The organism is Streptomyces niveus, assembly GCF_001723055.1.
In the GTDB taxonomy this organism is placed as follows: Bacteria; Actinomycetota; Actinomycetes; order Streptomycetales; family Streptomycetaceae; genus Streptomyces; species Streptomyces niveus.
This window is the reverse complement of sequence record NZ_MDCR01000161.1, coordinates 44,695-66,863: the sequence shown is the minus strand read 5'-3', so window position 1 is coordinate 66,863 and position 22,169 is coordinate 44,695. Positions and strand designations below refer to the sequence as shown.

At 69.8% G+C, this 22,169-nt stretch carries 22 protein-coding genes; 7 read left to right on the top strand and 15 right to left on the bottom strand.

Annotated elements, in window-relative coordinates; translation table 11 throughout:
* Nucleotides 1–315 precede the first annotated feature (315 nt).
* Genes BHU15_RS19970 through BHU15_RS19950 form a run of 5 tightly spaced genes read right to left on the bottom strand, consistent with a single transcriptional unit; the run spans nt 316 to nt 4,005 of the window.
* A complete protein-coding gene (locus BHU15_RS19970; RefSeq protein ID WP_069628437.1) occupies nt 316–1,005 on the bottom strand; it encodes a contact-dependent growth inhibition system immunity protein in 690 nt (229 codons plus the stop codon).
* A gap of 12 nt (nt 1,006–1,017) precedes the next feature.
* The gene (locus BHU15_RS19965; RefSeq protein WP_069628436.1) at nt 1,018–1,323 is read right to left on the bottom strand and encodes an RNase A-like domain-containing protein; all 306 of its coding nucleotides are present in this window, start codon (nt 1,321–1,323) and stop codon (nt 1,018–1,020) included.
* Nucleotides 1,324–1,334: 11 nt separating this feature from the next.
* Nucleotides 1,335–1,943 (bottom strand): hypothetical protein, encoded by a 609-nt coding sequence (locus tag BHU15_RS19960; RefSeq protein WP_247748639.1) that lies wholly within the window; start codon nt 1,941–1,943, stop codon nt 1,335–1,337.
* Nucleotides 1,944–1,954: 11 nt separating this feature from the next.
* Complete coding sequence (locus BHU15_RS19955) at nt 1,955–3,706, bottom strand: RNase A-like domain-containing protein (RefSeq protein ID WP_135068377.1); 1,752 nt, start codon at nt 3,704–3,706, stop codon at nt 1,955–1,957.
* Nucleotides 3,706–4,005 carry a WXG100 family type VII secretion target gene (locus BHU15_RS19950; RefSeq protein WP_069628433.1) on the bottom strand — a complete coding sequence of 100 codons (300 nt, stop codon included), beginning with the start codon at nt 4,003–4,005 and terminating at the stop codon, nt 3,706–3,708. The genes BHU15_RS19955 and BHU15_RS19950 overlap by 1 nt, the downstream gene beginning before the upstream one ends.
* A 146-nt stretch (nt 4,006–4,151) precedes the next feature.
* Between BHU15_RS19950 and BHU15_RS19945 the strand changes: the two genes are divergently transcribed.
* Both BHU15_RS19945 and BHU15_RS19940 read left to right on the top strand, forming a co-directional pair.
* The gene (locus BHU15_RS19945) at nt 4,152–5,000 is read left to right on the top strand and encodes an IS5 family transposase (RefSeq protein WP_069628432.1); all 849 of its coding nucleotides are present in this window, start codon (nt 4,152–4,154) and stop codon (nt 4,998–5,000) included.
* Entirely contained in the window at nt 4,997–5,395 is a 399-nt protein-coding gene (locus BHU15_RS19940; RefSeq protein ID WP_069628431.1) for a hypothetical protein, read from the top strand. The genes BHU15_RS19945 and BHU15_RS19940 overlap by 4 nt, the downstream gene beginning before the upstream one ends.
* A 72-nt stretch (nt 5,396–5,467) precedes the next feature.
* Here the strand turns inward: BHU15_RS19940 and BHU15_RS19935 are convergent, their stop codons facing one another.
* The gene (locus tag BHU15_RS19935; protein ID WP_069628430.1) at nt 5,468–5,872 is read right to left on the bottom strand and encodes a WXG100 family type VII secretion target; all 405 of its coding nucleotides are present in this window, start codon (nt 5,870–5,872) and stop codon (nt 5,468–5,470) included.
* A 789-nt stretch (nt 5,873–6,661) separates the two neighbouring features.
* On the bottom strand, nt 6,662–7,501 hold the full coding sequence (locus BHU15_RS19930; RefSeq protein WP_069628429.1) for a methyltransferase domain-containing protein: 840 nt from the start codon (nt 7,499–7,501) through the stop codon (nt 6,662–6,664).
* A 322-nt stretch (nt 7,502–7,823) separates the two neighbouring features.
* Between BHU15_RS19930 and BHU15_RS19925 the strand changes: the two genes are divergently transcribed.
* On the top strand, nt 7,824–8,342 hold the full coding sequence (locus BHU15_RS19925; RefSeq protein ID WP_135068381.1) for a hypothetical protein: 519 nt from the start codon (nt 7,824–7,826) through the stop codon (nt 8,340–8,342).
* Between the two features lie 177 nt (nt 8,343–8,519).
* Here the strand turns inward: BHU15_RS19925 and BHU15_RS19920 are convergent, their stop codons facing one another.
* Nucleotides 8,520–8,858, bottom strand: coding sequence for a thioredoxin family protein (locus tag BHU15_RS19920; protein WP_069628427.1), 339 nt, complete (start codon nt 8,856–8,858; stop codon nt 8,520–8,522).
* Nucleotides 8,859–8,916: 58 nt separating this feature from the next.
* On the bottom strand, nt 8,917–10,335 hold the full coding sequence (locus tag BHU15_RS19915; protein ID WP_069628426.1) for a DEAD/DEAH box helicase: 1,419 nt from the start codon (nt 10,333–10,335) through the stop codon (nt 8,917–8,919).
* Between the two features lie 444 nt (nt 10,336–10,779).
* On the opposite strand from BHU15_RS19915, the gene BHU15_RS19910 reads away from it, so the two are divergent.
* Nucleotides 10,780–12,324 carry a S1 family serine peptidase gene (locus BHU15_RS19910; RefSeq protein ID WP_069628425.1) on the top strand — a complete coding sequence of 515 codons (1,545 nt, stop codon included), beginning with the start codon at nt 10,780–10,782 and terminating at the stop codon, nt 12,322–12,324.
* Between the two features lie 59 nt (nt 12,325–12,383).
* Here the strand turns inward: BHU15_RS19910 and BHU15_RS19905 are convergent, their stop codons facing one another.
* Complete coding sequence (locus BHU15_RS19905) at nt 12,384–13,520, bottom strand: NHL repeat-containing protein (protein ID WP_069628424.1); 1,137 nt, start codon at nt 13,518–13,520, stop codon at nt 12,384–12,386.
* A 345-nt stretch (nt 13,521–13,865) separates the two neighbouring features.
* On the opposite strand from BHU15_RS19905, the gene BHU15_RS19900 reads away from it, so the two are divergent.
* The 3 genes from BHU15_RS19900 (at nt 13,866) to BHU15_RS19890 (ending at nt 17,512) form a co-directional block, all read left to right on the top strand.
* Entirely contained in the window at nt 13,866–14,699 is an 834-nt protein-coding gene (locus tag BHU15_RS19900) for a PIG-L family deacetylase (protein ID WP_069628423.1), read from the top strand.
* Between the two features lie 256 nt (nt 14,700–14,955).
* Complete coding sequence (locus BHU15_RS19895; RefSeq protein ID WP_069628422.1) at nt 14,956–16,602, top strand: PP2C family protein-serine/threonine phosphatase; 1,647 nt, start codon at nt 14,956–14,958, stop codon at nt 16,600–16,602.
* Between the two features lie 100 nt (nt 16,603–16,702).
* Nucleotides 16,703–17,512, top strand: a complete 810-nt coding sequence (locus BHU15_RS19890; protein WP_069628421.1) for an SAM-dependent methyltransferase — start codon at nt 16,703–16,705, stop codon at nt 17,510–17,512.
* Between the two features lie 14 nt (nt 17,513–17,526).
* On the opposite strand, the gene BHU15_RS19885 is transcribed toward BHU15_RS19890, so the two are convergent.
* Genes BHU15_RS19885 through BHU15_RS19865 form a run of 5 tightly spaced genes read right to left on the bottom strand, consistent with a single transcriptional unit; the run spans nt 17,527 to nt 22,163 of the window.
* Nucleotides 17,527–18,840: a dihydroorotase gene (locus tag BHU15_RS19885; protein ID WP_069628420.1), complete on the bottom strand. Its 1,314-nt coding sequence runs from the start codon at nt 18,838–18,840 to the stop codon at nt 17,527–17,529.
* Complete coding sequence (locus BHU15_RS19880) at nt 18,837–19,730, bottom strand: iron-sulfur cluster-binding protein (protein WP_069628419.1); 894 nt, start codon at nt 19,728–19,730, stop codon at nt 18,837–18,839. Before BHU15_RS19880 ends, BHU15_RS19885 begins: the two co-directional genes overlap by 4 nt.
* Nucleotides 19,727–21,025 (bottom strand): Zn-dependent hydrolase, encoded by a 1,299-nt coding sequence (locus BHU15_RS19875; protein ID WP_069628418.1) that lies wholly within the window; start codon nt 21,023–21,025, stop codon nt 19,727–19,729. The genes BHU15_RS19880 and BHU15_RS19875 overlap by 4 nt, the downstream gene beginning before the upstream one ends.
* Nucleotides 21,025–21,504 carry a hypothetical protein gene (locus tag BHU15_RS19870; RefSeq protein WP_069628417.1) on the bottom strand — a complete coding sequence of 160 codons (480 nt, stop codon included), beginning with the start codon at nt 21,502–21,504 and terminating at the stop codon, nt 21,025–21,027. The genes BHU15_RS19875 and BHU15_RS19870 overlap by 1 nt, the downstream gene beginning before the upstream one ends.
* The gene (locus BHU15_RS19865; protein WP_069628416.1) at nt 21,501–22,163 is read right to left on the bottom strand and encodes a hypothetical protein; all 663 of its coding nucleotides are present in this window, start codon (nt 22,161–22,163) and stop codon (nt 21,501–21,503) included. Before BHU15_RS19865 ends, BHU15_RS19870 begins: the two co-directional genes overlap by 4 nt.
* Nucleotides 22,164–22,169 lie beyond the last annotated feature (6 nt).

Below are 22,169 nucleotides of genomic sequence, written 5' to 3'. Positions count from 1 at the left end.
CGATTCTCGTCACCCGCTCCAAAAAGCCCCAGGCCAGCGGCCCAGGGCTTCATTGTTGTCTAGACCGGTCCACCTCGCGCATTACCTCCGGACCACGTTGACCGTCATTTGGCTGCTCCGAACCCTTCACATGAGCGGGCCCGGACCGTCGCGTTCAGCATGCACGCCACCTCTCTCCGCCGCTCGAGATCCGAGTACTGATAGATCTACGTGGCCTTCTCGGGCAACTGCCCGGCCCGGGCCATCGCGTCCTTGAGCATCGCGCTCTGGAGGGGGCCGGCGCCCGGGGCGAAGTGAGCGACGACGGGCACGCGGTCAGCCCGTGGCCGGTTCGGGGCCGTAGTCCGCCTTGAATCCGCCCAGGCCGTCCGCGAGGTGTGCCAGCCAGCCGCTCGGGGAGTACGGCTGGGGCGGGTCGACCTCCATACCCAGCTCCGCCACCGCGAGGGCGTAATCGGATTCTTCGAGGGCGAGTGCGAGCAGTTCGTAAACCTCGCCCGTGAGACGGGCGACCAGCTGCGGATCGGCGGTGGTGGTGTAGTCGCGTACGGCCGCGTCGTGGTCCGGGAACTCGTCCGGCATGTCCTGCGAGAACCAGCCGCCGAGAAACTGGCCGAGCTCAGGGAAGCGGGCGTGCCACTCCCAGTGGGTACGAGGGACGGACGGGTGCGGGACCTCGCCCTCCTCGATCGACCGCTTCAGGTGGTCCGCAATGACGAACAGCCATCCCTGGATTGCCGATTCGGGCAGGCCGATGTCAGGCACGGGGTAGAACTCACCGAGGCTCAGACGCAGCCGGCCCGGTGGGTTGCGGGCGTACTCGCGGATCTGCTGTTCGGCCGCGGCCAGGGCCCAGGGGCGGGTGTGCCAGGTGTGGCGCAGGTACGCCTGCAGAGCCTCGCTCAGCTCGCTCGGCTCGTCGTCGGCCGGCATACCGGCGTACGCGCTGATCACCTGGTGCAACTCACCGTAGCGGCGGTCGAATTCGAGCGGCTTCATGGACACGGCGCTCAACCTCTACAGATAGATCGGGACGGTGGTGAGCACGACGAAGCCGTGCGCACTGTTCGGATCACGCTTGAGGACGACCCGTGCCGCCCGCACATCGACGGGCTCGCGCCCTGCGAGCATCATTGCTTGCAGCAGTACACGCCCGACGGGCGCCTCGCGGGAGGGCCAGGTGGCCTCGATAGCGAGGCGGGCGCGGGTGCCCTGGGCGAGCCAGCGGTGAATGTTCTGCTCGTTTCCAGTCACCACCTGCTGGGTGGCCCACTGGGCGGTTTCTCGGTCGGGGTAGGTAGCCGAACGGGTCCGTGCGGTCATGTCTGTCCACTTCAGCTTGCGTCGAACGACCAGATGAGGCCAATTTCGTCATCGGACACGGCGAGGAGCCCGAAGTCCCAGACGTACTGGCTCAGAGGCCAGCAACCGGACACCCGCTCATAGAAGTCCGGATTCTCTCCGCCATGGCGAGTGTTGGTGAAGAATGTCGATCCGTCAGGAAAGCGCGAAAGGATCGCCTCCGCGTGGCATTCCATCCCGGCTCTGCGCTCGGCGAAACCATGTTGCCTGGTCACGTTCATCTCATTGGTGGCCAGCATGACGAGGAGGCGCACCACCGCGCGGCGTGGAATCTCGAAGAGTCCGCTTCGCCACTCCGCAGCGCCGGCCTCGTCCACCGGTGGAACGCGGAACGGGAAGGCGGGGTCCTCCAGGAACTCCGGTTCCCCCACTTCCGGGTCCTTGCCTCGCCACCCCCGGGGATCCGCCACCTCCCTGCGCATGATCGCGGCGACGTCGGGCAGCCAGTTCTCCCCAGTTCTCGGACCGACAGCGATGAATGAGTACCGATGGCGGTACATCTCGACTGCGGCCGACCACATATCGGCATCCAGAGACGCCGACGGTCCGCAAGTCGGGTCGTGGTCGGCTTGGCTGTGCATCCGGGGGCCTCTCACTTGGGCATCGAGCTGAAGACGATATAGGGCGGGTTCAAGTCCGGTTTATACAGGAGACGTATCGCGACTCCCTTGGTGTCTTCTACCTTCGAGGGCTTGCCGTCGTCGCCCACGGTCGAGCCCCTGCCGGTGACCGCATCGCCGACGAGAGGCCCCTGGACGGGGATGGACTTCGTCCCGATCTCCTTCGTCGGGTCCGGCGGGTCCTCGTTCAGCCACTCATCGATCTCAGCCGTATTTTCGCGGAGGCAGTACTGCGTATATCGCTGAGCGGACTCGACGTCGGCATAGGTAGATGCGCCAGGAATGTTGTACTCGCCGCTCTGCTTCCGCTCATCTCGAAGCCGCTGCAACAACTGCTCATCGGTCTTCCCCACGTGTTTGTCGATGGCGTGCGCTCCCCCCACACCCTCCATCGCCGCGAGGTCCACCGAGTACTTGTAGGGGAACTTACTCTCCGGCAGTTGCCAGCTGTGCTCCTTCTTGAACTCATTCAGGGAGCGCGCACCGAACCCCTGCGCCCGAGCCCGTTCCGCCTGGAACGTGGGCACGCTCTGGAGCGCTTCATCAAGTTCGAACTCAAGCATGGCCAGCTTGCCGGCGGCATCGCTGAACGCCTCGTGATAGGCCGCGACCGCCGCGTCCATGGCCGCCTTGTCCATATGGGACCGGAAGGTCAGGACGACCTCCGCGACCACGAGCCCGGCCACGAGCCTGGTGAGTTTGGTGAGATCGAGGCCCGAGGTGAGGTCCTTAACCGTCTTGTCCGTGGCCTCCTTGGCCAGGCGCGTGGTGGTTTCCGTAGTCTTCTGGCCCACGTCCGCAAGATCGTCGAACAGCTTCTGAATCACGTTCGCACTCTTGTCGAGGACCTCGATCACGGGGCGCCTGGTGGCGGGGTCCATTTTCCCGTGGGTCTTCCAGCTCCGGGCGCCCTTCTTGGGAGTCACCTCGGCCCGCTGATCACGGACCTTCCCCCAGGCCGTGGTTCCCCAGATCGTCTGGCAGAAAGCCTTCATCGCGGCCTGCCATTCACCATTGCCTGTGGGGTCGGTGATGTAAGAGATCGCGTCCGTGAAGTCGTCCGCCGCCTTCTTCACGTCATCGGAGGCGATCCGCCAGGCCCCAGCGATGTCGCGGAACTCTTCTTCCTTGACGCCCGGCGTTTTCTCGTGGATGCGGCCGAGTCTCAGCCCTTCGTCGACCACGGGTTTCATGATGAACATGAGGAAGTCCGGGACCTCTCCGAGGATTCCGGAAATCGCCCACGAGTCGTGGTACTCGCCCTCCCCCCGCCACCTGAGGTCGTTCGGCGGACCGTACTTGGGCACGGTGGCGATCACCGCGGGAGGCTGCCTCTCCTCCGGTGGATCCCCCTTGCCCTTGCTCGCCGCCCAGTCCGCCAGTGCGTAGTTGTTGGCAGTCTGTGTGAAGCCCACCGACACACCGCCCACCGACACCACGCTCTTCGCCCAGAGCTCCAGGAACTTCCCGGCGACGATGCCGTACCGGTCGGCGAAGGAGTCCGCGCCCCAGCCCGTCCCCGCGGACTGGCTGTACTTGTCCAGCGTGTCCGTCAACGTCTTCGCCTTCTTGTCATAGGCGAACTGAGCGTCGCGCACGACGAGCGAGGTGAAGTAGAGGTGCTGAGGCTGCACATCGAAGCGGCCCACACCTTGGTTGGGTGGCGCGGTCTTGGCCTGGTCGCGTTCCCGCTGCCGCTGCTTACCGGAAGGCAGATCAGGCATCAGGCCGCACCCCAGCCCCGCAGTACCGCCCGGTGTGCCGCCGCGTAGTTGATCTCACCGTTGACCACGACGTCGTGCAGCCACGCCTGGGCCGCCTGAAGGTCCGCCGCAGACCGGTCCCACTCGTCCAACTTGTCGATGAACACCTCGCGGGCTTCGCCCTCCCAGGTCAGGACCACCTTCTCGGCACGCCGGTAGAGCAGATCCAGCTGATCGTTGAGGCGCTTGAGAATGTCCTCAAGATCTCCGGAAAGTTCCTGCAGCGTCGCGAAGTCGACGGCTATTTCGTCGTCCGCCATACCTCCCCCGTTCAGAAGTCGTCCGTCGGAGTATGAGTTCTCAGTGGGCGTTTCGTGAGTCTTTGGGTTGGTCTGGTGTCGCCTGATGGTGTGGCGGCGGGGCGGAATCTGCCGGTCCGCGGTTGTTGATCTGGTGATGTGGCCGGGTGAGTGAACGCAAGCCGTACCCGAGTGACTTGTCGGACGAGCAGTGGTCGTTGATCGAGCCGGTGATCACCGCGTGGAAGGACCGGCACCGCTCGGTCAGCGGCCATCAGGGCGCCTACGACATGCGGGAGATCGTCAACTCGATCCTCTACCAGGGACGGACCGGTTGCCAGTGGGCCTATCTCCCGCACGACCTGCCGCAGAAGAGCGCGACGTACTACTACTTCGCCGCGTGGCGGGACGACGGGACCGACCAGGTCATCCATGAGCTTCTACGCTGCCAGGTCCGGGAACGCGCCCGGCGATTAGAGGACCCGGCCCTGGTGGTGCTGGACACCCAGAGTGTCCACGTGGCCGCCGGGGTCCCCGTCTCCACGAGTGGCCACGATCCGGCCAAGCGGGTGCCCGGCCGCAAGCGGGGCCTTGCCGTGAACGTCCTCGGCCTGGTCATCGCGGTCGTCGTCCTCGCCGCGAACACCCACGACAACGCCGCGGGCATCATCCTGCTGGACCAGGTCGCCCAGCACGCCGGCGGAACCGTCCGCAAAGCCCTGGTCGACCAGGGCTTCAAGAACCAGGTCGTCGCGCATGGCGCCGGCCTGGGCATCGATGTCGAGATCGTCGAACGCAACCCGCAGGTCAAGGGGTTCGTGCCGCAGCCGAAGCGGTGGAGGGTCGAGCAGACTTACGGGATCCTGATACTGCACCGGCGCCTGGTCCGCGACTACGAGCACCGCCCCTCCTCCTCCGCCTCCCGCGTCTACTGGGCGATGACCCACGTCATGACCCGACGCCTCACCGGCGCGAACGCCCCTACCTGGCGCGAAGAACGGTCGGCGACAGTGTGAACATCCAGCCCCTGCTCGACGCCCTGGACTTCCAGGAAGACGCCGCCCGGTCCCTGGCCGACGACCTCCGCGCACAGATCGACGGCCTGCAGACCCGGCTTCGGGAGGCCGAGATGCACCTGGAGCACCTCGCGATCACCCGCAAGACCGTCACCGGCCTCGCCGACCGGCTCCCGGCCCACACACCGGACCTGCCCGAGCACCCGGACTACCCCCGCATCCTTGCCGCCTTCAACCACGCGACCGGACCGCTCCGGGCCAAGGACGTCTGCGAAGCCCTCGGCCACGAACTGCTGCCGAAGAACGTCGAAGGCACCCGCGCCAAGCTGAAACGCCTGGTCAAACTCGGCATCCTCACCGAAGCCGACACCGGCAACTTCGCCAGGAAGTCATAGCCGACGAAACCTCCACCAGCGACCTCACTCCAACCTCAGCCAGAAACAGACATCACCTCACGAACCGCCCACTCAGAGGTCGGAGAGCGTGCTGCGCGGCACGGCGGGCACCTCGGTGTTCGGCGTCGACAGCGCGTCCGCTTCGCGCTCCACATCCGTCTCGACCTGGACCTTCTGTAGCTGCGCCATGATGTCCAGGTCCTGCTCCGAGAACCCGTCCCGGCTCAACCGCACGGCCTGTTCCAGAGCCTGGATGACCATGCGGATACGTACGGCGTCCTCGGCCGCGCCGCGGTGAAGGTCCCGGTAGGCACGGGCGGCCGGCCCCTGCCATCCCGCCTCGATCCGGTCGACGATCGCGTCCATGCGTCTGACCTGCTTGTCCAGGGAGTCCTGCATACCATCGAGGTCATCGGCCAGGTCCGTCAGCCGCTCGGCCTGCGCCCGAAGTCGTGGTTGTCCACCTGCGCCGCTCATCGCATCCCCCGGTCCGTGGTCGTCAACGTCACTGCCGCACTGGGTACTTGGCGCCCCGCGTCACCCTAACAACTTCGCTTCCGACCATGACGGCAGAAAAGGGACACAGATCGTCCGGTGCGCCTATCCCCATCAGCATCGACTTCGTAGTGCCCCCACCATTCCGGCTCTCACCCCGGGAGCGTTGCCCGGCGACTGGGCGGAACGTTCGCCAACAGGACACACACGACCGAAGTCGCCGACAATGAGAAGGCGTTCACCGCCCTCATCCGGCTGGCCTGGTCCCCGGGAAGGCCGACGCCTGGAAGGTTCAACGGCAACGCCGGGAACAGCCAGGCCCGCCGTCGGCTCCACCGGCCTTGCGCCCGCCGTCCAGCAGCAGGTCCCCGTAGGTAGACCCCGCCCCACCGTTGCTGATCCGCCCGCGCCCACGGCTCGAACATCTCCGCCGCGAAGTCCTCCGGAACACACCGCAGCCAACTTCCCACGCAGCACACCCGGTTACCTGCACCACCGGTCAAGAAGACATGCTGGCTGGGGCGGTGTGGCAAAACGCCGCGCGCCAGCACAGCTCATAGACCCAAGTAGCACGTGGTCAGAACTCTGTGGTGCTCCTAGGCGCCGTGGATTCCCAAGCTCAGAGCGCGAGTTCGATTCTCGTCACCCGCTCCACGACGAAGGCCCAAGTCAGCGACTTGGGCCTCCTTTGTTGTCCGGAGCATCTTCCGGCCGCGTGCCATGACGGAGCGGGTGCGGCCCGCCCAGGTCGGCGTCGTACCGGTCGGTGGGTCAGGGTTTGCGGGCCCGGGACTGGACGAGGAGGCTTTCGCGGACCACGGTGTGGCGTTGGTTGAGGTGGTCGTGGAGCGTGTTCGTGAGGGAGTCGAATTCCTCGATGGTGAGCGAGGTGTGGTGCAGGAGGCGGTCGCGGAAGAGGTGGGCGAAGGAGAGGAGCAGGGTCTGGTAGCGGTCGCCCGGATGCCAGTAGTAGGTGTGGGCGGTGGACCGGACATCGGTGAGGCCAGCTTCGCGCAGGAGACCGGGCAGCCGGGCGCCGATGTGGACGTCGCCTCCGAAGATCCCGGCGAGCAGGTCTTTGAGGCGGTTCCACGCGGGGTGGGGCGGGTCGCACTGCCACGTCGCCCAGTCGAACTCCTGGACCGCGACCCACCCGCCGGGCCTGACGGCGGCAGCCATGGAGCCCAGGATCTCGCGGGGGCCGGTCGTGTTGATCAGCAGCAGTCGGCAGTGGACCAGGTCGTACAGGGCGTTCGCCTCGGCGGCGGGCGGCAGGGCTTCGTGGCGGATCTCCACGTTGCCGAGGCCGAGTTGGCTGACGGACTCGCGGGCCCAGCCGGTCATCCGGTGGTCGGTGTCGAGGCCCGTGACCGATCCGGTGGGGCCGACTCGTTCGCTGAGAAGATCGAGGATGCCCAGGGGGCCGCAGCCCAGGTCCAGTGCGTCCGCGTCCGGCGGCAGGGGAACCGTGTCGATGAAGGCGGCGGCGGCCGGTCGCAGGAGTGCGCACTGGGCGAGAAGACGTTCACGCTCAGCACGGGAGGACCCGAGCAGATAGTCGGCAGCCCCCTGAGGATCTACGTCGCGTACGGCGGCCGGTGCTCTGCTCACGTGGTTCCTCGATTCGCCTCGCACGACCATCGCCGTACACAACACATAGTGACTGATCCGTCACGGATAGCAGTATCCTGGCGGTGAGCGCTCTGGCAAGCGCGCCTGCGGGAAAAGGTCCACGCCCCCTTCTGTCGCGGGCACTTCCGAGTGGGCGCGGACCGGGCGGTCGGCGTTCCGATTTCCGTTGTCGACCAGACCGAGGATGTTCGTGCCTTCCCCCACTCTCCAGCCTGGATCCGAGTCGGCGCCGCGCGGCCTGAATCCTGCCGCGATGGTCTTCTCCTCCGCGGCAACACGCATGCTGCTGAGCGGTGACGGCTTGACCACCCCTCTTCTGCAGGCGCTCGTTCACGGCCCCCTGCTGGCGCGGGCGGACGGCGTACGGACCGTCGGGCCGGCCGTCCTTCCGCCCGGCATCGGCGAAGCCCTGCGCCCCGACATCCGCGACAAGTGCCTCCTGCGCCGCTCCCGCCTTCTGACGGTCACGGGGCAGACCGTGTCGGAGAACACGGTCGCGGCCCGCTCAGGAGTGGACCCGCGCGTCGACAAGGCGGTCACCGACCGCTCGCAACCGGTCGGATTCGCGCTCGCCGAAGCCGAAGTGGTCCTGCGCAGGCGCATCGTGCACGTCGGCCGGGCCACCTGGCCGGACGGCACCCCGTGTGCGGTCAAGACCTACACCCTCGACAGTGACGGCCGGCCGCTTCTGTGTATCCGGGAACTGTTCAACCCCTTCATCGTCGACGCGACCGTACGCGTGAAGGAACTGACGGAGATGGAGCCCGTTCGCGCTGCCCGTAGCGGGCCAACGGTGATGTCGGCACTCACCGGCTCGTAACCCAGGGCTTCCCTCATCTGCCGGACCTTTCACGGTGGGCGCTGTGGCTACCTTGGCTGACGAGCCGATGCTGACCGCCGGAGACGCGGGCCGCGTCTTCAAGCCTCTACAGGGCCCGCCTTCTCCGAGGGCCGGCCGGCCGGGTGACGATGGTGCCCTGGCCGGGATGCGGCCGGCTCACAGGTGGGCGGCCAGGAACTCCCCGAGCGCTGTCCCGGACATCGGACCGCTCGCGGTCGCCAGCACCTCGCCCCGATCGATCAGCACGAAGGAGGGCGCGCCGGTGACGCCGTAGCGCTGTACGGGGCCGGGGCACCGGGCGATGTCGGCCCGTACGACGATCAGTCGGCCCTGGTGGACGTCGGCCGCCTCCCGCACCAGGGGCTCCATTTCCTTGCATGCCGCCGCGGCCTTGGGCCACACCCCGTAGAAGTACGCGAGCACCGGCACGTCCGCCCTCGCCAGGATGAACTCGAACTCAGCTTCCTCATGGGGCCGTTGGACCCTGTTCGCCATCGGCACTCCTTGACGCTCCACTCGATGCGAGGCAGTACGTGCCTCCTTGTGTCTCCCGTCAGCGGGCCCTGCGCGCTCGGGCGGCCTTGCGGGCCTCCGCCATCGTGCGCGCCTCCGCGGCCTTGCGGGATTCCTTCGGCGGGCGGCCCGCGCGGGTACCCAGACCCCGGAACGCCGCGTTGCCGGTCTTCGACCCGTCCTGCACCGGCGGGCGCTTCGCGCCTGTGATGCTGGTCAGCCTCTCCTCGCCGGAGCGAACCTGAGCGATCGTGGGCCGGATCCCGGCATCCGACATCATCCGGTTCACGTCCCGGCGCTGGCCGGGCGTGACCAGCGTGACCACGCTGCCGGACTCCCCGGCACGCGCGGTGCGCCCGCCGCGGTGGAGGTAGTCCTTGGGGTCGGAGGGCGGATCCACGTTGACGACGAGGTCCAGGTGCTCGACGTCGATGCCACGGGCAGCGACGTTGGTCGCCACCAGCACCGTGATCCCGCCGTCCTTGAACTGCGCCAGCGTGTGCGTGCGCTGCGGCTGCGACTTCCCGCTGTGCAGAGCGCCCGCCTTTATGCCGCTGCTCCGCAAGTGGCGGGTGAACTGGTCCACACCGTGCTTGGTGTCCAGGAACATCAGCACCCGCCCGTCCCGAGCCGCGATCTCGGTGGCCGTCTCGTACTTGTCGGCGGGATGGACGTTCAGTACGTGGTGCTCCATCGTCGCGACCGAGCCCTCCGCCCGATCGACCGCGGCGAACACCGGCTCACTCAGATATTGCCTGACCAGCTGATCGACGTTGCGGTCGAGCGTCGCGGAGAACAGCATCCGCTGGCCGCCGGGGGGCGTCCGGTCCAGGGCCTCGGAGACCTGCGGCAGGAAACCCATGTCGCACATCTGGTCCGCCTCGTCCAGCACCGCGATCCGTACCCGGTCCAGGTGACAGTCCCGCCGGGCGACGAGATCGGCCAGCCGTCCCGGCGTCGCCACCACGACCTCGGCGCCCGCCCGGAGCGCCGCCACCTGCCGGCCGATCGACAGCCCGCCGACGACAGTCGCCGAGCGCAGCCCGAGCGCCTCCGCGTAGGGGGCCAGTGCCTCGCTCACCTGCTGCGCGAGTTCCCTGGTCGGCACCAGGACCAGCGCGAGAGGGCGCTTCGGTTCGGCGCGCCGGCCCGCCGTACGTGCGAGGAGCGCGAGCCCGAAGGCGAGGGTCTTTCCCGAGCCGGTCCGCGCGCGGCCGAGGACATCCCGGCCGGCCAGCGCGCTCGGCAGGGTGGCCGCCTGGATCGGGAACGGCTCCCGTATCCCGAGCCCCGCCAGCACCCCTATCAGCTCGACCGGCAGTTCCAGCTCCGCGAAGGAGTCGGCCGGTGGGAGGCCGGGCGTCACTGTCCCCGGCACCGAGAGCTCGCCCCGCGGGGCGCTCCCCCGGTCGGACCTGCCGGGTCCGGATCGACCGGAGGGCGACTGCTTCGCCTTCATTGGGGGTTCCTCGTTTCGGCGCCCTGAACGGACCTGGGCCCGTACCTTGTCCGGCACGGGCCCAGGATCTCTGCAAGCGTGCCCCAAACCCTACCAGCGCGGGCCTTACCAGCGCGGGCCTCGCGCCGGCCGTCCGGCGGCCCGGCCGGGTACCTGGGTGGCTTACGTGCCAGTCAGGACGGTGAACAGCGGTCAGCTGAGGCTCGACGAAGAACCCGGGTCAACGGCCTGGGGTTTTCGCTGTCCGGGCCTGATCCGGCCCGTCCGGACGCGCTGATACACAACCGAGTGGCTGCCGCGCCGCTCCCGATACGTGGGAGAGACCTGCCGGTGGGCCGCCGGGGTCAGGCTCGTGCGAGGGCGGAGGGGGCAGCCGAGTGCTGTGTGTTCCGTTCCGTACCAGCCTGTCGGAGCGGTCCGGCGGCGGATGAAAGGGAGTCACTCATGCACCTGTCGATAGGCCGGAGGGCGGCCGCCGCCCTGACTGCGGGGGGCGCGCTCGTCGCGACCCTCGTCGGTCTCCAACCGGCGCAGGCCGTCGTGGGGGGCACCGAGTCCACCCGGGCCTACTCGTTCATGGGCTCGTTCCAGCCGTCCTACCCAGCCTCGTCCCACCCGGACAAGCACGGGTGCGGGGTGGCGGTTCTCGCGCCGCAGTGGGTGTTGACCGCCAGTCACTGCGCCGGCAGGAACCCGACCGGGGCGAAGGCGGGGGTTCCGCGTGACTGGAAGGTACGGGTCGGGTCGCTGGACACCAATGCCGGGGGCGAGGTCGCCGAGGTCGACCACTACTACCGGCTGGCGACCAGTCACGACGAGGGGGGGTTCTGGGGCCGCGATCTCGCGTTGATGCACCTGCGGACCCCCGTCGAGGCCGATCCCGTACGGATCGCCTCGACCACCCCGCCGGACAGTTCGCCCGTCCGCATCATGGGCTGGGGCATGACCTGCGACGACACCGGCAACGCGGCGTGTTTCCCCAGGCGGCTGCGGGAGGCCGACACCGTGGTGCAGCCGGTCTCGACGTGTCCGTCGGCCGTGCCCGGCGGGGAGTTGTGCATCGGCAGCCCCGACGGCAGCGTCGCCGCGTCGAACATGGACTCCGGTGGGCCCGCTCTGGTCCGCGACGGCGACCGGTGGGCCGTGGCCGGTGTGGTCAGTGGCCCCGACGAGAGCGGCAAGACGCTGTACACCGATGTCACCCGGCACCGCGACTGGATCAACGGCATCATCTCGGGCACCGACGTGCCCCCCGATGATCAGATCCCGGACGTGGAAGGCTCGGTGGACCTGAGCGGCTGTGCGGGCTCGGTGGTCCGTACCCCCACCTCCAGGCCGCAAGACCCGGCGCTGTTGCTGACCAACGGGCACTGTGTGCAAGGGCAGTGGCCCGCGCCCGGAGCCGCGCTGGTGGACCAGCCGGCCGACCGCAAGGTACCGATCGCCGACCGTCAGGGCTACGTCCAGACCACCGCCCGTGCGAACCGGCTGGTCTACGCGACCATGACCGGCACCGACATCGCGCTCTACCGCCTGGACAAGTCCTACGCGCGGTTGAAGGGCGAAGGCGCGAAGATCTTCCAGCTCGCCACCGCCCCCGTGCGCGCGGGTGACCCACTGACCGTGGCGTCCGTCGGCAGCCGCCACCAATGCACCGCCGAAGCCGTGGTCCCGCACCTGCTGGAGGGCGGCTACCGGATGAACAACTCGATCCGCTACACCGCCGGCGAGGACTGCGCCCCCTGGCACGGTGATTCCGGCTCGGCGCTGCTGGCCCCTGGCAGCACCACGGTCGTGGGAATCCACAACACCCGCAATGACGCGGGCGAGCAGTGCACCGACAACAACCCCTGCGAAGTGGACCGGGACGGGAAAGTCACCTCCGTGCAGGGCCGTGGCTACGGCCAGCAGGTTCACATGATCGCGGGGTGTCTGGCCAAGGGGTCGAAGCTGGACCTGTCCCGCCGGAGCTGCACCCTCACCGGCTGACCCGATCGGCGTCACCCGCTCCACGACGAAGGCCCAAGTCGGCGACTTGGGCCTTCGGTTCAGTGGCGGCTGAGCAGGTTCAGGGTGTTGGTCGCGTCGTCGACGAAGTAGACGCGGTCGGGGTTCTCGGCGACCGCGAGACCGAACAGCGCACCCGCTCCCGGCGGCGTGCCGCTGCTGTCGAGCGTGCGTACCGCCACCTGGTGGCCGCGCGGGGTGGTCTCGACGATGTTGCCGTCACCGGCGTTGACGGTGAGGATGTGGCCGTTCGGCGCGATGGCCAACCCGAGCGGGCCGTTGAGGTGCTCGTTGGTGGTGACCACTCGGCCCGGACCGGCGCTGTTGTCGCGCTTCAGGGCGTCCGGGATCGCGGTGACGCGGTTGTTCTCGGTGTCCGCCACGTAGAGCGTCCCGTCCCGCAGGCCGACGCCCGTCGGGCCGATCACGAGGGCCGCCGGGTCGGTCTTCTGCGCGAAGCCCGAACCGATCACGGTCGTGGCCACACGGGTCGGCGGCCGGTCGTCGTGGCGGTGCAGGGTGATGCGCAGCACGGTGCCCCGGCGTACGACGTCGCCGCCGCCCGCGACCGTACCGTTGAGCACGTTGGTGACGAACAGCTCGGTCTTGTCGCCGTGGCTCTTCGCGGTCATGTCCCAGGGACCGTTGATCCCCTTGCCGCTGATGGTCTCGCGGACCTTGCCGTGCTTGTCCAGCACGATCAGGCACCCGGCCTTCGCCGTGGCGGACGTGCCGTCGGCCGTGGGCAGGCTCCCCACCACCACCCAGCCGCCCGGCAGGATGGACAGCGCGGTCGTCAGTCCCACGCCGCCCGGGCACGGGCCCGGCAGCTTCTTCGGGTTGATCTGGGCGAACAGTCTGGTCTCGCCCTTGGGGCTGATCCGCACGAGCGTGGTTCCCGTGCCCTGTAGGTTCGCGGCGTTGTTGAAGTTGCTGACCAGCACGTCGCCGCGGCGCAGCTGACCGGTGCTCTTGTCGACCAGGGCGGTGCCGTACGGGTTCACGTCACCGTTCGCCGGAACCGTCGACGCGATGGTGGAGACCTTGTGCAGCGGCCCGAGGAACGACTTCCCGTCCCCGCCCGCCGGCGCGGCCGATGCCGTCTGGCCCACCGTCACGACCGCTGTCAGCGCGGTGATGGCCACCGCGGCGAGACGCGATCCGAAATCAAGCCTCATCAGAGTCCTATCTTGGGGGCGTCGTGCGGCCGTCCTGCGACCTCATCAACGGTTACAGAGAGTTGCTAGTCATTACACAAACGAACCATGCGGCCCGGCGCACGCCGGAAAGAGCCGGTTGCGTGAGCCGCGCGGCTGTTCGAGTCAGGCCGCCGGCGCCGTCGGAGTGAAGGCCGGGCGGCCGCGCCGGGAACAACCGGTCCGGCGCGCACGGTTGCATCGAGCGAGGGACCGGCGTGGCGCGGGCGGGGAAACACGGAGACTACGAGGGCGCCCCCACCACCGGAGCGCGGTACGGCGCCGCGTACTCGGACCAAGACGTATTTCCGCAGGAGGACTTGTTTCATGACTGACCGGCCCTTGACGCTCATGGCAGTACACGCCCACCCCGACGACGAGGCCACCGGAACCGGAGGGATCCTCGCGCGGTACGCGGCGGAGGGCATCCGCACCGTTCTCGTGACCTGTACCGACGGCGGTTGCGGTGACGGGCCGGGAGGGGTCAAGCCGGGCGAACCCGGGCACGATCCGGCGGCCGTCGCCTCGATGCGCCGTCAGGAACTCGAGGCGAGCCGTGACGTCCTGAAGATCAGTGATCTGGAGATGCTGGACTACGCCGACTCCGGGATGGCGGGCTGGCCCAGCAACGACGCCCCCGGATCCTTCTGGCAGACCCCCGTGGAGCAAGGCGCGGCCCGGCTCGCGGAACTCATGCGGCACTACCGGCCCGACGTCGTCGTCACCTACGACGAGAACGGCTTCTACGGCCACCCCGACCACATCCAGGCCAACCGCATCACGATGGCGGCGCTGGAGATGACCGAGCTGACACCCAAGGTGTACTGGACGACGATGCCCCGCTCGCTGATGCAGCGATTCTGGGAGACCATGCGCGAGTTCCAGGAGGACATGCCGGAGCCGGATCCCGCCGAGACCGCCGCGATGGCGGAGATCGGCCTCCCGGACGACGAGATCACCACATGGGTGGACACCACCGCGTTCAGCGGCCAGAAGTTCGACGCGCTGGCCGCGCACGCCAGTCAGGGCGAGAACATCTTCTTCCTCAAGATGGGCAAGGAGAAGTTCGGCGAGTGGATGGGCATGGAGACGTTCGTACGCGTCAAGGACGCCACCGGAGCGGCCCTGCCTGAGAACGACCTCTTCGCCGGCCTGCGCTGATCCATCCCGCCCGGCCGGCACGCGCCGCACCGGATCGCCGACCCTGCCCTTGCTCGTCAGCCCGATCGCCCGTAGCCGGGTATGGGCAGGTGGGCGAAGGGTCAGGGCGTGCTGTTGTTCCGGATGCGGGGGATGATCGGAGCATGAGAGGCGATGATCCTCTGATGTTCGGTGCCGAGCCGGGGCTACCGGGCTTTGAGGAGGCGGTGGCGGAGGCAGCCGTGTCCGGTGGCGGGTCGGCGGCGGGGAGGGGGCGGTGAATGAAGGGCGTCTTCTCAAACAGTACGAAGCGCTCCTGGGCGCCGTGCCGCAGTCCGTGTGGGTGTTGTCGGCCGACGGGGTCGTCAGTCTCCTGAGGGACGGCGGGATGCCGGAGAGGCTGTGGCACCCCGACGGTGAGAGCTCGTGGATGGACGCCGTGCATCCGAAGGACCGGGACTGGTTCCAGCGGGCGTGGCGCAGGGCCAATCAGGAGCGGACACCCCTCGACACGATCGTACGAGTACGGCTTGAGGAAGCCCCCGACCGTTTCCGCCACATCAAGATCATCGCCGCACCGGTCCTGGACGGGAACGGGGAACTGGAGTGGGTCGGTACCGCCACCGACGCCGAGGACCACTGGCGCACCCGTATGCGGGAGAAGCTGCTGGCCCGTATGGCGCCCGTACCGGCCGCGCACAACCTGTCCGAGGCCTTTCTGACCACCGCGGCGGCCGTCGTGCCCGAACTCGCCGACGCCGTCGCCGTCTTCCACGTACCGGGCGACGCCGAGACCGCGTTCCGGCCTGCCGAGAGCATCCCGGCGTCGCCGGAGCGGGTGGGGCTGGCCCCCGGGCTGCCTCCCATGCATCCGCTGGACGCGGACTTCCTGCTGGGGCCGGCCGTACAGGAGGTCATCCGGAGCCAGGAGGCGGGGCTGCTGACCTTCCCGCCCGGGGGGCCGCCCGAGGACAGTCTGTCCAGGGTCTCCGTACGGTGGCTGCGGGAGGCCGGCGCGACGAGCGTGGCCCTGCTGCCCGTCGTGGTGGACGGCCGGACCGTCGCGCTGGCGACCACGGCGACCTGCCGGGGGAACCCGCCCTCGGACGAGGCGGACGTGTACCTGCTCCAGGACGTCTTCCAGCAGATGAGCGGGCCCCTGCGCCGGACGATCGAACTCCAGGGCATCCGCGACATGGCCCTCGTGCTCCAGCAGTCCTTCCTGGCCGTCCCGCCGTCCGTCGACGGTCTCGCCATCACGGCGCTCTACCACCCGGCCGACTCGGCCGCCGAGGTCGGCGGGGACTGGTACGACGCCGTCAGGCTCTCGGACGACTCGCTCGCCCTGTCCATCGGCGACATCGCGGGGCACGACCTGGACGCGGCCACCGCGATGGGGCGTGTCAACAGCATCCTGCGGGGGCTCGCGTACGACAGCGGCCCGGCCGCCAGCCCGGCGGTCACCCTGAGCCGGCTCGACCGCATCGTGCAGGCGCTCGACAGCCCGTCGATGGTCACGGCGGTGCACGCGGTCCTGCACCGGCAGGCGGACAACGCCTGGCGCATCGCCCTGTCCAACGCCGGCCACCCGCCACCCCTGCTGATCCCGGCCGACGCGCCGTCGCGGTACCTGCACGACCTCACGGCCGCGGACCCGCCCCTGTGCGTCGGCGAGGCACTCCCCCGCAACGACCTCCACGCGGTCATCCGGGAAGGCGACACCCTGGTGCTCTACACCGACGGACTCGTGGAGGTGCCGGGCACGGACATCGGTGACGGTCTGCGGCACCTGCGGGAGCAGACCGACGCCCTGGTCCGGAAGGGGGTGTCGCAGCTGAGCCTGATCCGGGCGCTGCTGCCGCCCGTCCAGAACCGCTGGGACGACATCGCCGTCATCGCCCTGCAAGCCCGGCGGGAGCGGTGACGCCCCGGCTTCTCCAACCGGCCGAACGCCGCCTCACTTGCGCCCGTAATGACACGTTTGTACCGTTGGTGAGCCGTCCTTGACCCGAAAGAGGCGCCGCATGAATGCTCCGCAGGATCGACAGAGCGGACTCGCCACCTCGCGCGCCCACTCGGCCCGGGTGTACGACTACATCCTCGGCGGCAAGGATCACTACCCCGTCGACGTCGAAGCGGGCAAGGCCATGTGCCGGCACTGGCCCGCCCTGCCCGTCCACATGATGGAGAACCGCCGGTTCATGCACCGCGCCGGCCGCTTCCTCGCCCAGGAGCGCGGCATCCGCCAGTTCCTCGACGTCGGGACCGGTCTGCCGACCTCGCCCAACCTGCACGAGGTCGTGCAGGAGGTGGCGCCGGAATCGCACGTGGTCTACGTCGACAACGACCCCGTCGTCCTCGCCCACGCCCGCGCCCTGCTCCAGAGCACGCCCGAAGGGGCCACCGCGTACGTCGACGCCGACATGCACGACCCCGACACCATTCTGGAGAGCCCCGAGTTCCGCGACCTCATCGATCTGAGCCGGCCCGTCGGCCTGATGCTGATCGGCATCCTGCACTTCATCCTGCCTCCGGACGACCGGCGCCTGGTCAAGCGGCTGCTGGACCCGCTGCCGTCCGGCAGCTATCTGGCGATGACCATCGGCACCGCCGACTTCGCGCCGGAGGAGGTCAACCGGGTGGCGCAGGAGTACCGGCAGCAGAACATGCCCATGGCGCTCCGCGATCTCCCGACCGCGACGTCGTTCTTCGACGGGCTGGAACTGGAGGAGCCCGGAGTCACCCAGGTGCACACCTGGCACCCGGGTCCTGAACAGGCCGGGGTCGACGGCCGCGACATCGCCATGTACGGGGCGGTTGCCAGAAAGCCCTGAAGCGGGGCATCGGCTCAGCCGGTGGCGGAGGCCAGTCTGTGGTCGATGTCGGCGGTGACGCGGCCCTCGACCACGGTCGCGACCACGCGATGGCGGAACGTCATGCCGTGGAACGGGGTGTTGTCGGACGCGCTGACCGACTCGGTCCGGTCCACCCGCCAGTCGGCCCGGGGATCCACCAGGGTGAACGTCGCCGGCTCCCCCGCCCGCAACGGTCGCCCCGCCACGTCGGCGAGGCCCGCGATACGGGCGGGACGTGTCGACATCACCGCGGCCACGAGGTCCCAGTCCGGTTCGCCCCCGGCGCCCAGGGCCTCCGCGACCACCGGGAGCGCTGTCTCCAGGCCCAGCATGCCGAAGGGCGCCTCGCACCAGTGGTTGTCCTTGCTCGACGCGGTGTGCGGGGCGTGGTCGGTGGCGACGGCGTCGATGGTCCCGTCGCGCAGGGCCGCGCGCAGCGCCGCCACGTCCCGCGCGCCGCGCAGCGGCGGGTTCACCTTGTGCAGAGGGTCGGCGTCGCGCGTCATCAGATCGGTGAGCAGCAGGTGGTGGGGTGTCACCTCGGCCGTTACGGGCCAGCCGCGCGACTTGGCCCACCTGACGATCTCGACGGTGCCCGCCGTGGAGACGTGACAGATGTGCAGACGTCCGCCGGTGGCCCCGGCCAGCACCACGTCACGGGCGACGATCGTCTCCTCGCCCGTCGCCGGCCAGGGCGGCAGACCGGTGGCCCGCGCCGCCGCGCCGGCGTTGACCTGGCCCCGCTCCACGAGGCGCGGGCACTGCGCGTGCTGGGCGACGAGGGTTCCGGTACGGCGGGCCGCCTCCAACGCCCGTACCAGCAGGGCGGGATCGTCGACACAGACGCCGTCGTCGGAGAACATCACGGCGCCCGCCGCGGCCATGGCGTCGAGCGGCGCGAGCTCGCGGCCGGCGAGCCCGCCGGTGACGGCCCCCACCGGATGCACCCGGCAGGACGCGGTGCGCGCCGCCCGCTCGACGATGTGCCGTACGCGCTCCGGACTGTCGGTCACCGGTACGCAGTTGGCCATGGCGAGCACGTCGGAGTAGCCGCCGTGCGCCGCCGCCCTCGTGCCGCTCGCGATGGTCTCCGAGGGCGTGTCACCGGGCTCGCGCAGGTGGGTGTGGAGATCCACCAGGGCGGGCAGCATGATCAGCCCGTCGCAGTCGGCCGCCGTGCCGTCGGAGGACCCGTTCCCGGGTGGCGTCACGGCGGCGATACGGCTGCCGCGTACGGTCACGTCCCGCGGCGCGCCGCCCAGCGGCCGTACGCCTCGCAGGATCGTCGTCCCGGCAGGGCCGTTCACCGCTCCGCGTCCTGCCGTGAGAGGCGGAAGACCGGGCCGTCCGCGCAGATCAGCGGGGACTCCTCGGGGCCGCTTCTGGTCCCGGTGGCGCAGCCGTGGCAGTACCCCAGGCCGCAGGCCATATGGGCTTCCAGTGACACCTGGACGTCCGCCGACCAGCGCCGGCCGAGCTCCTCGCAGAGCCGGGCCAGCCGCTCCGAACCGCACGTCATGATCTGCTGCGGAGGTGCCTGGTCGAGGTCCGCCGTCAGCAGGTCCCGGAGCCGGGCCACGTCGCTGGCGCCGGTGTCGTCGGTGACCTCGTGCAGCCGTGTCACCCCGGCCGCCCGGTAGACGTCCGCGCCCACGACCCTGTCCGCGCTTCTGCCGCTGGCCACGGCGACGATCTCGACGTCCGTCCCGGCGCACTCCTGGGCGACCGTGGTCAGCGAGCAGGTCCCGATGCCCCGTCCGACCAGCAGGACACGCCGCGTTCGCGGGGCAAGCCGGAAGCCCTGGCCCAGCGGCCCCACGACCAGCATGCGCTCGTCCGGCCCGAAGGAGGCCAGCCGGCGGGTGCCGTCGCCGACCACTCCGAGGAGGATGTCGATGGTGCCGGCCCGCGGGTCGCGGCCGTACACGGCCATGGGGCGCGGCAGGACCGGGCCGTCGTCGCCGTCCCGGGCGGCCGTCAGCATCACGAACTGTCCCGCCTGGCACGTCCGGGCGATGCTCGGTGCCTCCAGGCGCAGAAAGTGATAGCCCCGGCCGTACGGGGTGGAGACGAGGACCCGGGCACGGTGCCAGGTCGGGGCGGGCAGTCCGGCCCCGGTCCTGGTCCCGCCGTCGGACAGCGGTGTCACGCTGTCCCGGACCGGTATGCCGGCCTCCGTGTCGAGGGGGGTGTTCATGCTGCGGTGGCCTCCTGTGCGGACAGCCGGGCGTCGAGTCGCAGAAGACCCGATGCCAGGATGTCGGTGCCTACGGCGAGTTCGGCCGGACGCGTCAGTTCCTCGGGACTGTGGCTGACCCCTCCGTTGTGACTGGGCACGAAGATCATGCCGGTGGGCACCACGTGGTTGATCATCTGCGCGTCGTGGCTGGCCCCGCTGGGCATGACCCGGTGCGCGATCCCGGCCGCCGTCGCGGCCTCCGCGACCGTGTCCCGGAGCCATCTGGGGAGGATGACGGGGGAGGCGTCGGCCAGCAGCCGGGACTCGCAGCCGATCCCGCGCCGCGAGCAGATGTTCTGCGCGCTGTCGACGATCTCCGCCGCGGTCAGCCGCTGCCGGTCGTTGTCGACGTCCCGGACGTCGACATACACCTCCGCGCTCCCGGCGATCGTGGTCAGGGACCCGGGCGAGGCGTGCATGCGTCCGACGGTCGCGCGGGTGCCGTGATGACGGCTGTCGTTGGCGAGGGTCTCGATCATCAGGATGACCTCCGCCGCCGCGGCCATCGCGTCGGCCCTCATCCGCATCGGCGTTCCCCCGGTGTGCGAGGCCCGTCCGGTGAGATCGAGGCGCAGCCGGGTACTGCCCGAGATCAGGTCGACCAGTCCGACGGGCACGGACTCGGAAGCCAGCAAGGAGCCCTGCTCGATGTGCAGTTCGAGGAAGGCGGCCCAGTCCTCGCCGCGCCAGCGGGCCGCCTCGGTGTCGTTCGGGTCGAGGCCCACGGCGGTCATGGCCCGCGCCAGCGATACGCCGTCGGCGTCCTGTTTGGCCGCCAGGTCGGCGGGGCCGGTCAGCCCCGCGACGATCCGGCTGCCCGTGCACGCCTGCCCGAAGCGGGCTCCCTCCTCGGCGGCGAAGGCCACGAAGCGGACCGGCCGGGTGAGCCGGACCCCGCCGGAGACGAACAGCCGTGCCACCTCCATCGCCGCGACCACCCCGGCTATGCCGTCGTACGCGCCGGCTCCCGGCACGCTGTCGAGATGGGAACCGGTGCCCAGGCCCGGCAGTCCGGGGTTCGTACCGGGCAGTTCGGCGATCGTGTTGCCGGCCGTGTCCGTATGTACGCCGAGGCCGAGCGCCCGCATGTGCGACGCGTATACGTCATGGGCCGCGCGCTCCAGCGGCGTGTAGGCGAGGCGGGTGACGCCGGCGCCCCCGCCCGGCTCCGACATTCCGGCGAAGGTGTCCAGGTGCGTTCGGAGCCGGTCGGCGTCGGCGCGGTCGAGAGCGGCGGGTATCGGTGCGCTCATCAGAGCCCGGCCGATGAGGCTTCCGCCTCGGAGAGCAGCGACACCACGGGTACGGAACCCGCCGCGTCGAGCGCCGGCGTGTGCAGGACGGCGGCCACCGCCGTCACCTCGGCGCCACCGCCGCGCAGCAGGCCGAGCATCGTCTGGAGCCGGCGCGGTTCCCAGGCGGTCGCCAGCAGCACGACCCGGTCGCCGGGGGTGATCGCCGGGGTGACGGAGGTGATGCCGGACTCGTCGGCGACCCGTACGACGGTCGCGCCCGTCGCGAGGGCCACGATGTGGGCGAGCACGGCTTCGTCGCCGCTCTCCCACACCGAGACGCGGTCCGGCGCCAGGTCGCGTACGGCGTCGGCGACGGCCCGCCCGATGAGGTCGGCCGCGGCCGGGGAGACCTGCGTGTTCAGGGTGGTGCCGTACGCGTCCGTGGCCGCGCCGAGTTCACGGACGCCGGAGAGAATCGCGGAGGTGCTTTCGGTCATCGGGGATCCACCTCTTTCTGGTCGGTGGTGGAGAACGCGGAGAAGGTGGGCGGGGCGGAGTGGGCGGGGAAGAGCGCGTGGAACCGTACTTCGTACTGTTCCCGGAGTACGTCCGCCACGCTGCGGTCGCCGCTCCCACTGCCGCTGTCGAGCACGCTGAGGACGTGGGAGACCCGCATCCCGGCGTCGAGGGCGGCGCGTACCACTGGCGCCGCGCCCTGTGCCGGGCCCGGAGCCGCGTCCTGGGCCGGGCCCGGAGCCGCGTCCTGCGGCGCGCCCGGAGCCGCGCCCACCAACGGCACGACGACGACCGCGTGTTCGCCCGCGTGCGCCTCGCCGGTCAGCCGGGCGTCGTCCCCGGTACCGGTGACCGTCGCGAACGGCAGCCCCGTGTGCAGGGCCAGGGCGGTGGTGACGGCGATGCCGTCGGGGGCCGCGCACACCAACCGGTCGGTGCCGGGCGGGAGCGCTTCGGACAGCAGCGCGGCGGTTCGGCGCAGGATCGAGGGCCTGCTCTGGACGGCTTCGATGTCGACGCGGCCGTCGCCGCCGGGGGCCACCGCGATTATGTCGGCGTACAGTTCGGCGCTTCGTTGCCGGGCGCTCTGGAAGGCGCTGGGGGCGTCAGGTGCCGTACGCAGGACCTGGGCGAGGTTCATGGGGGC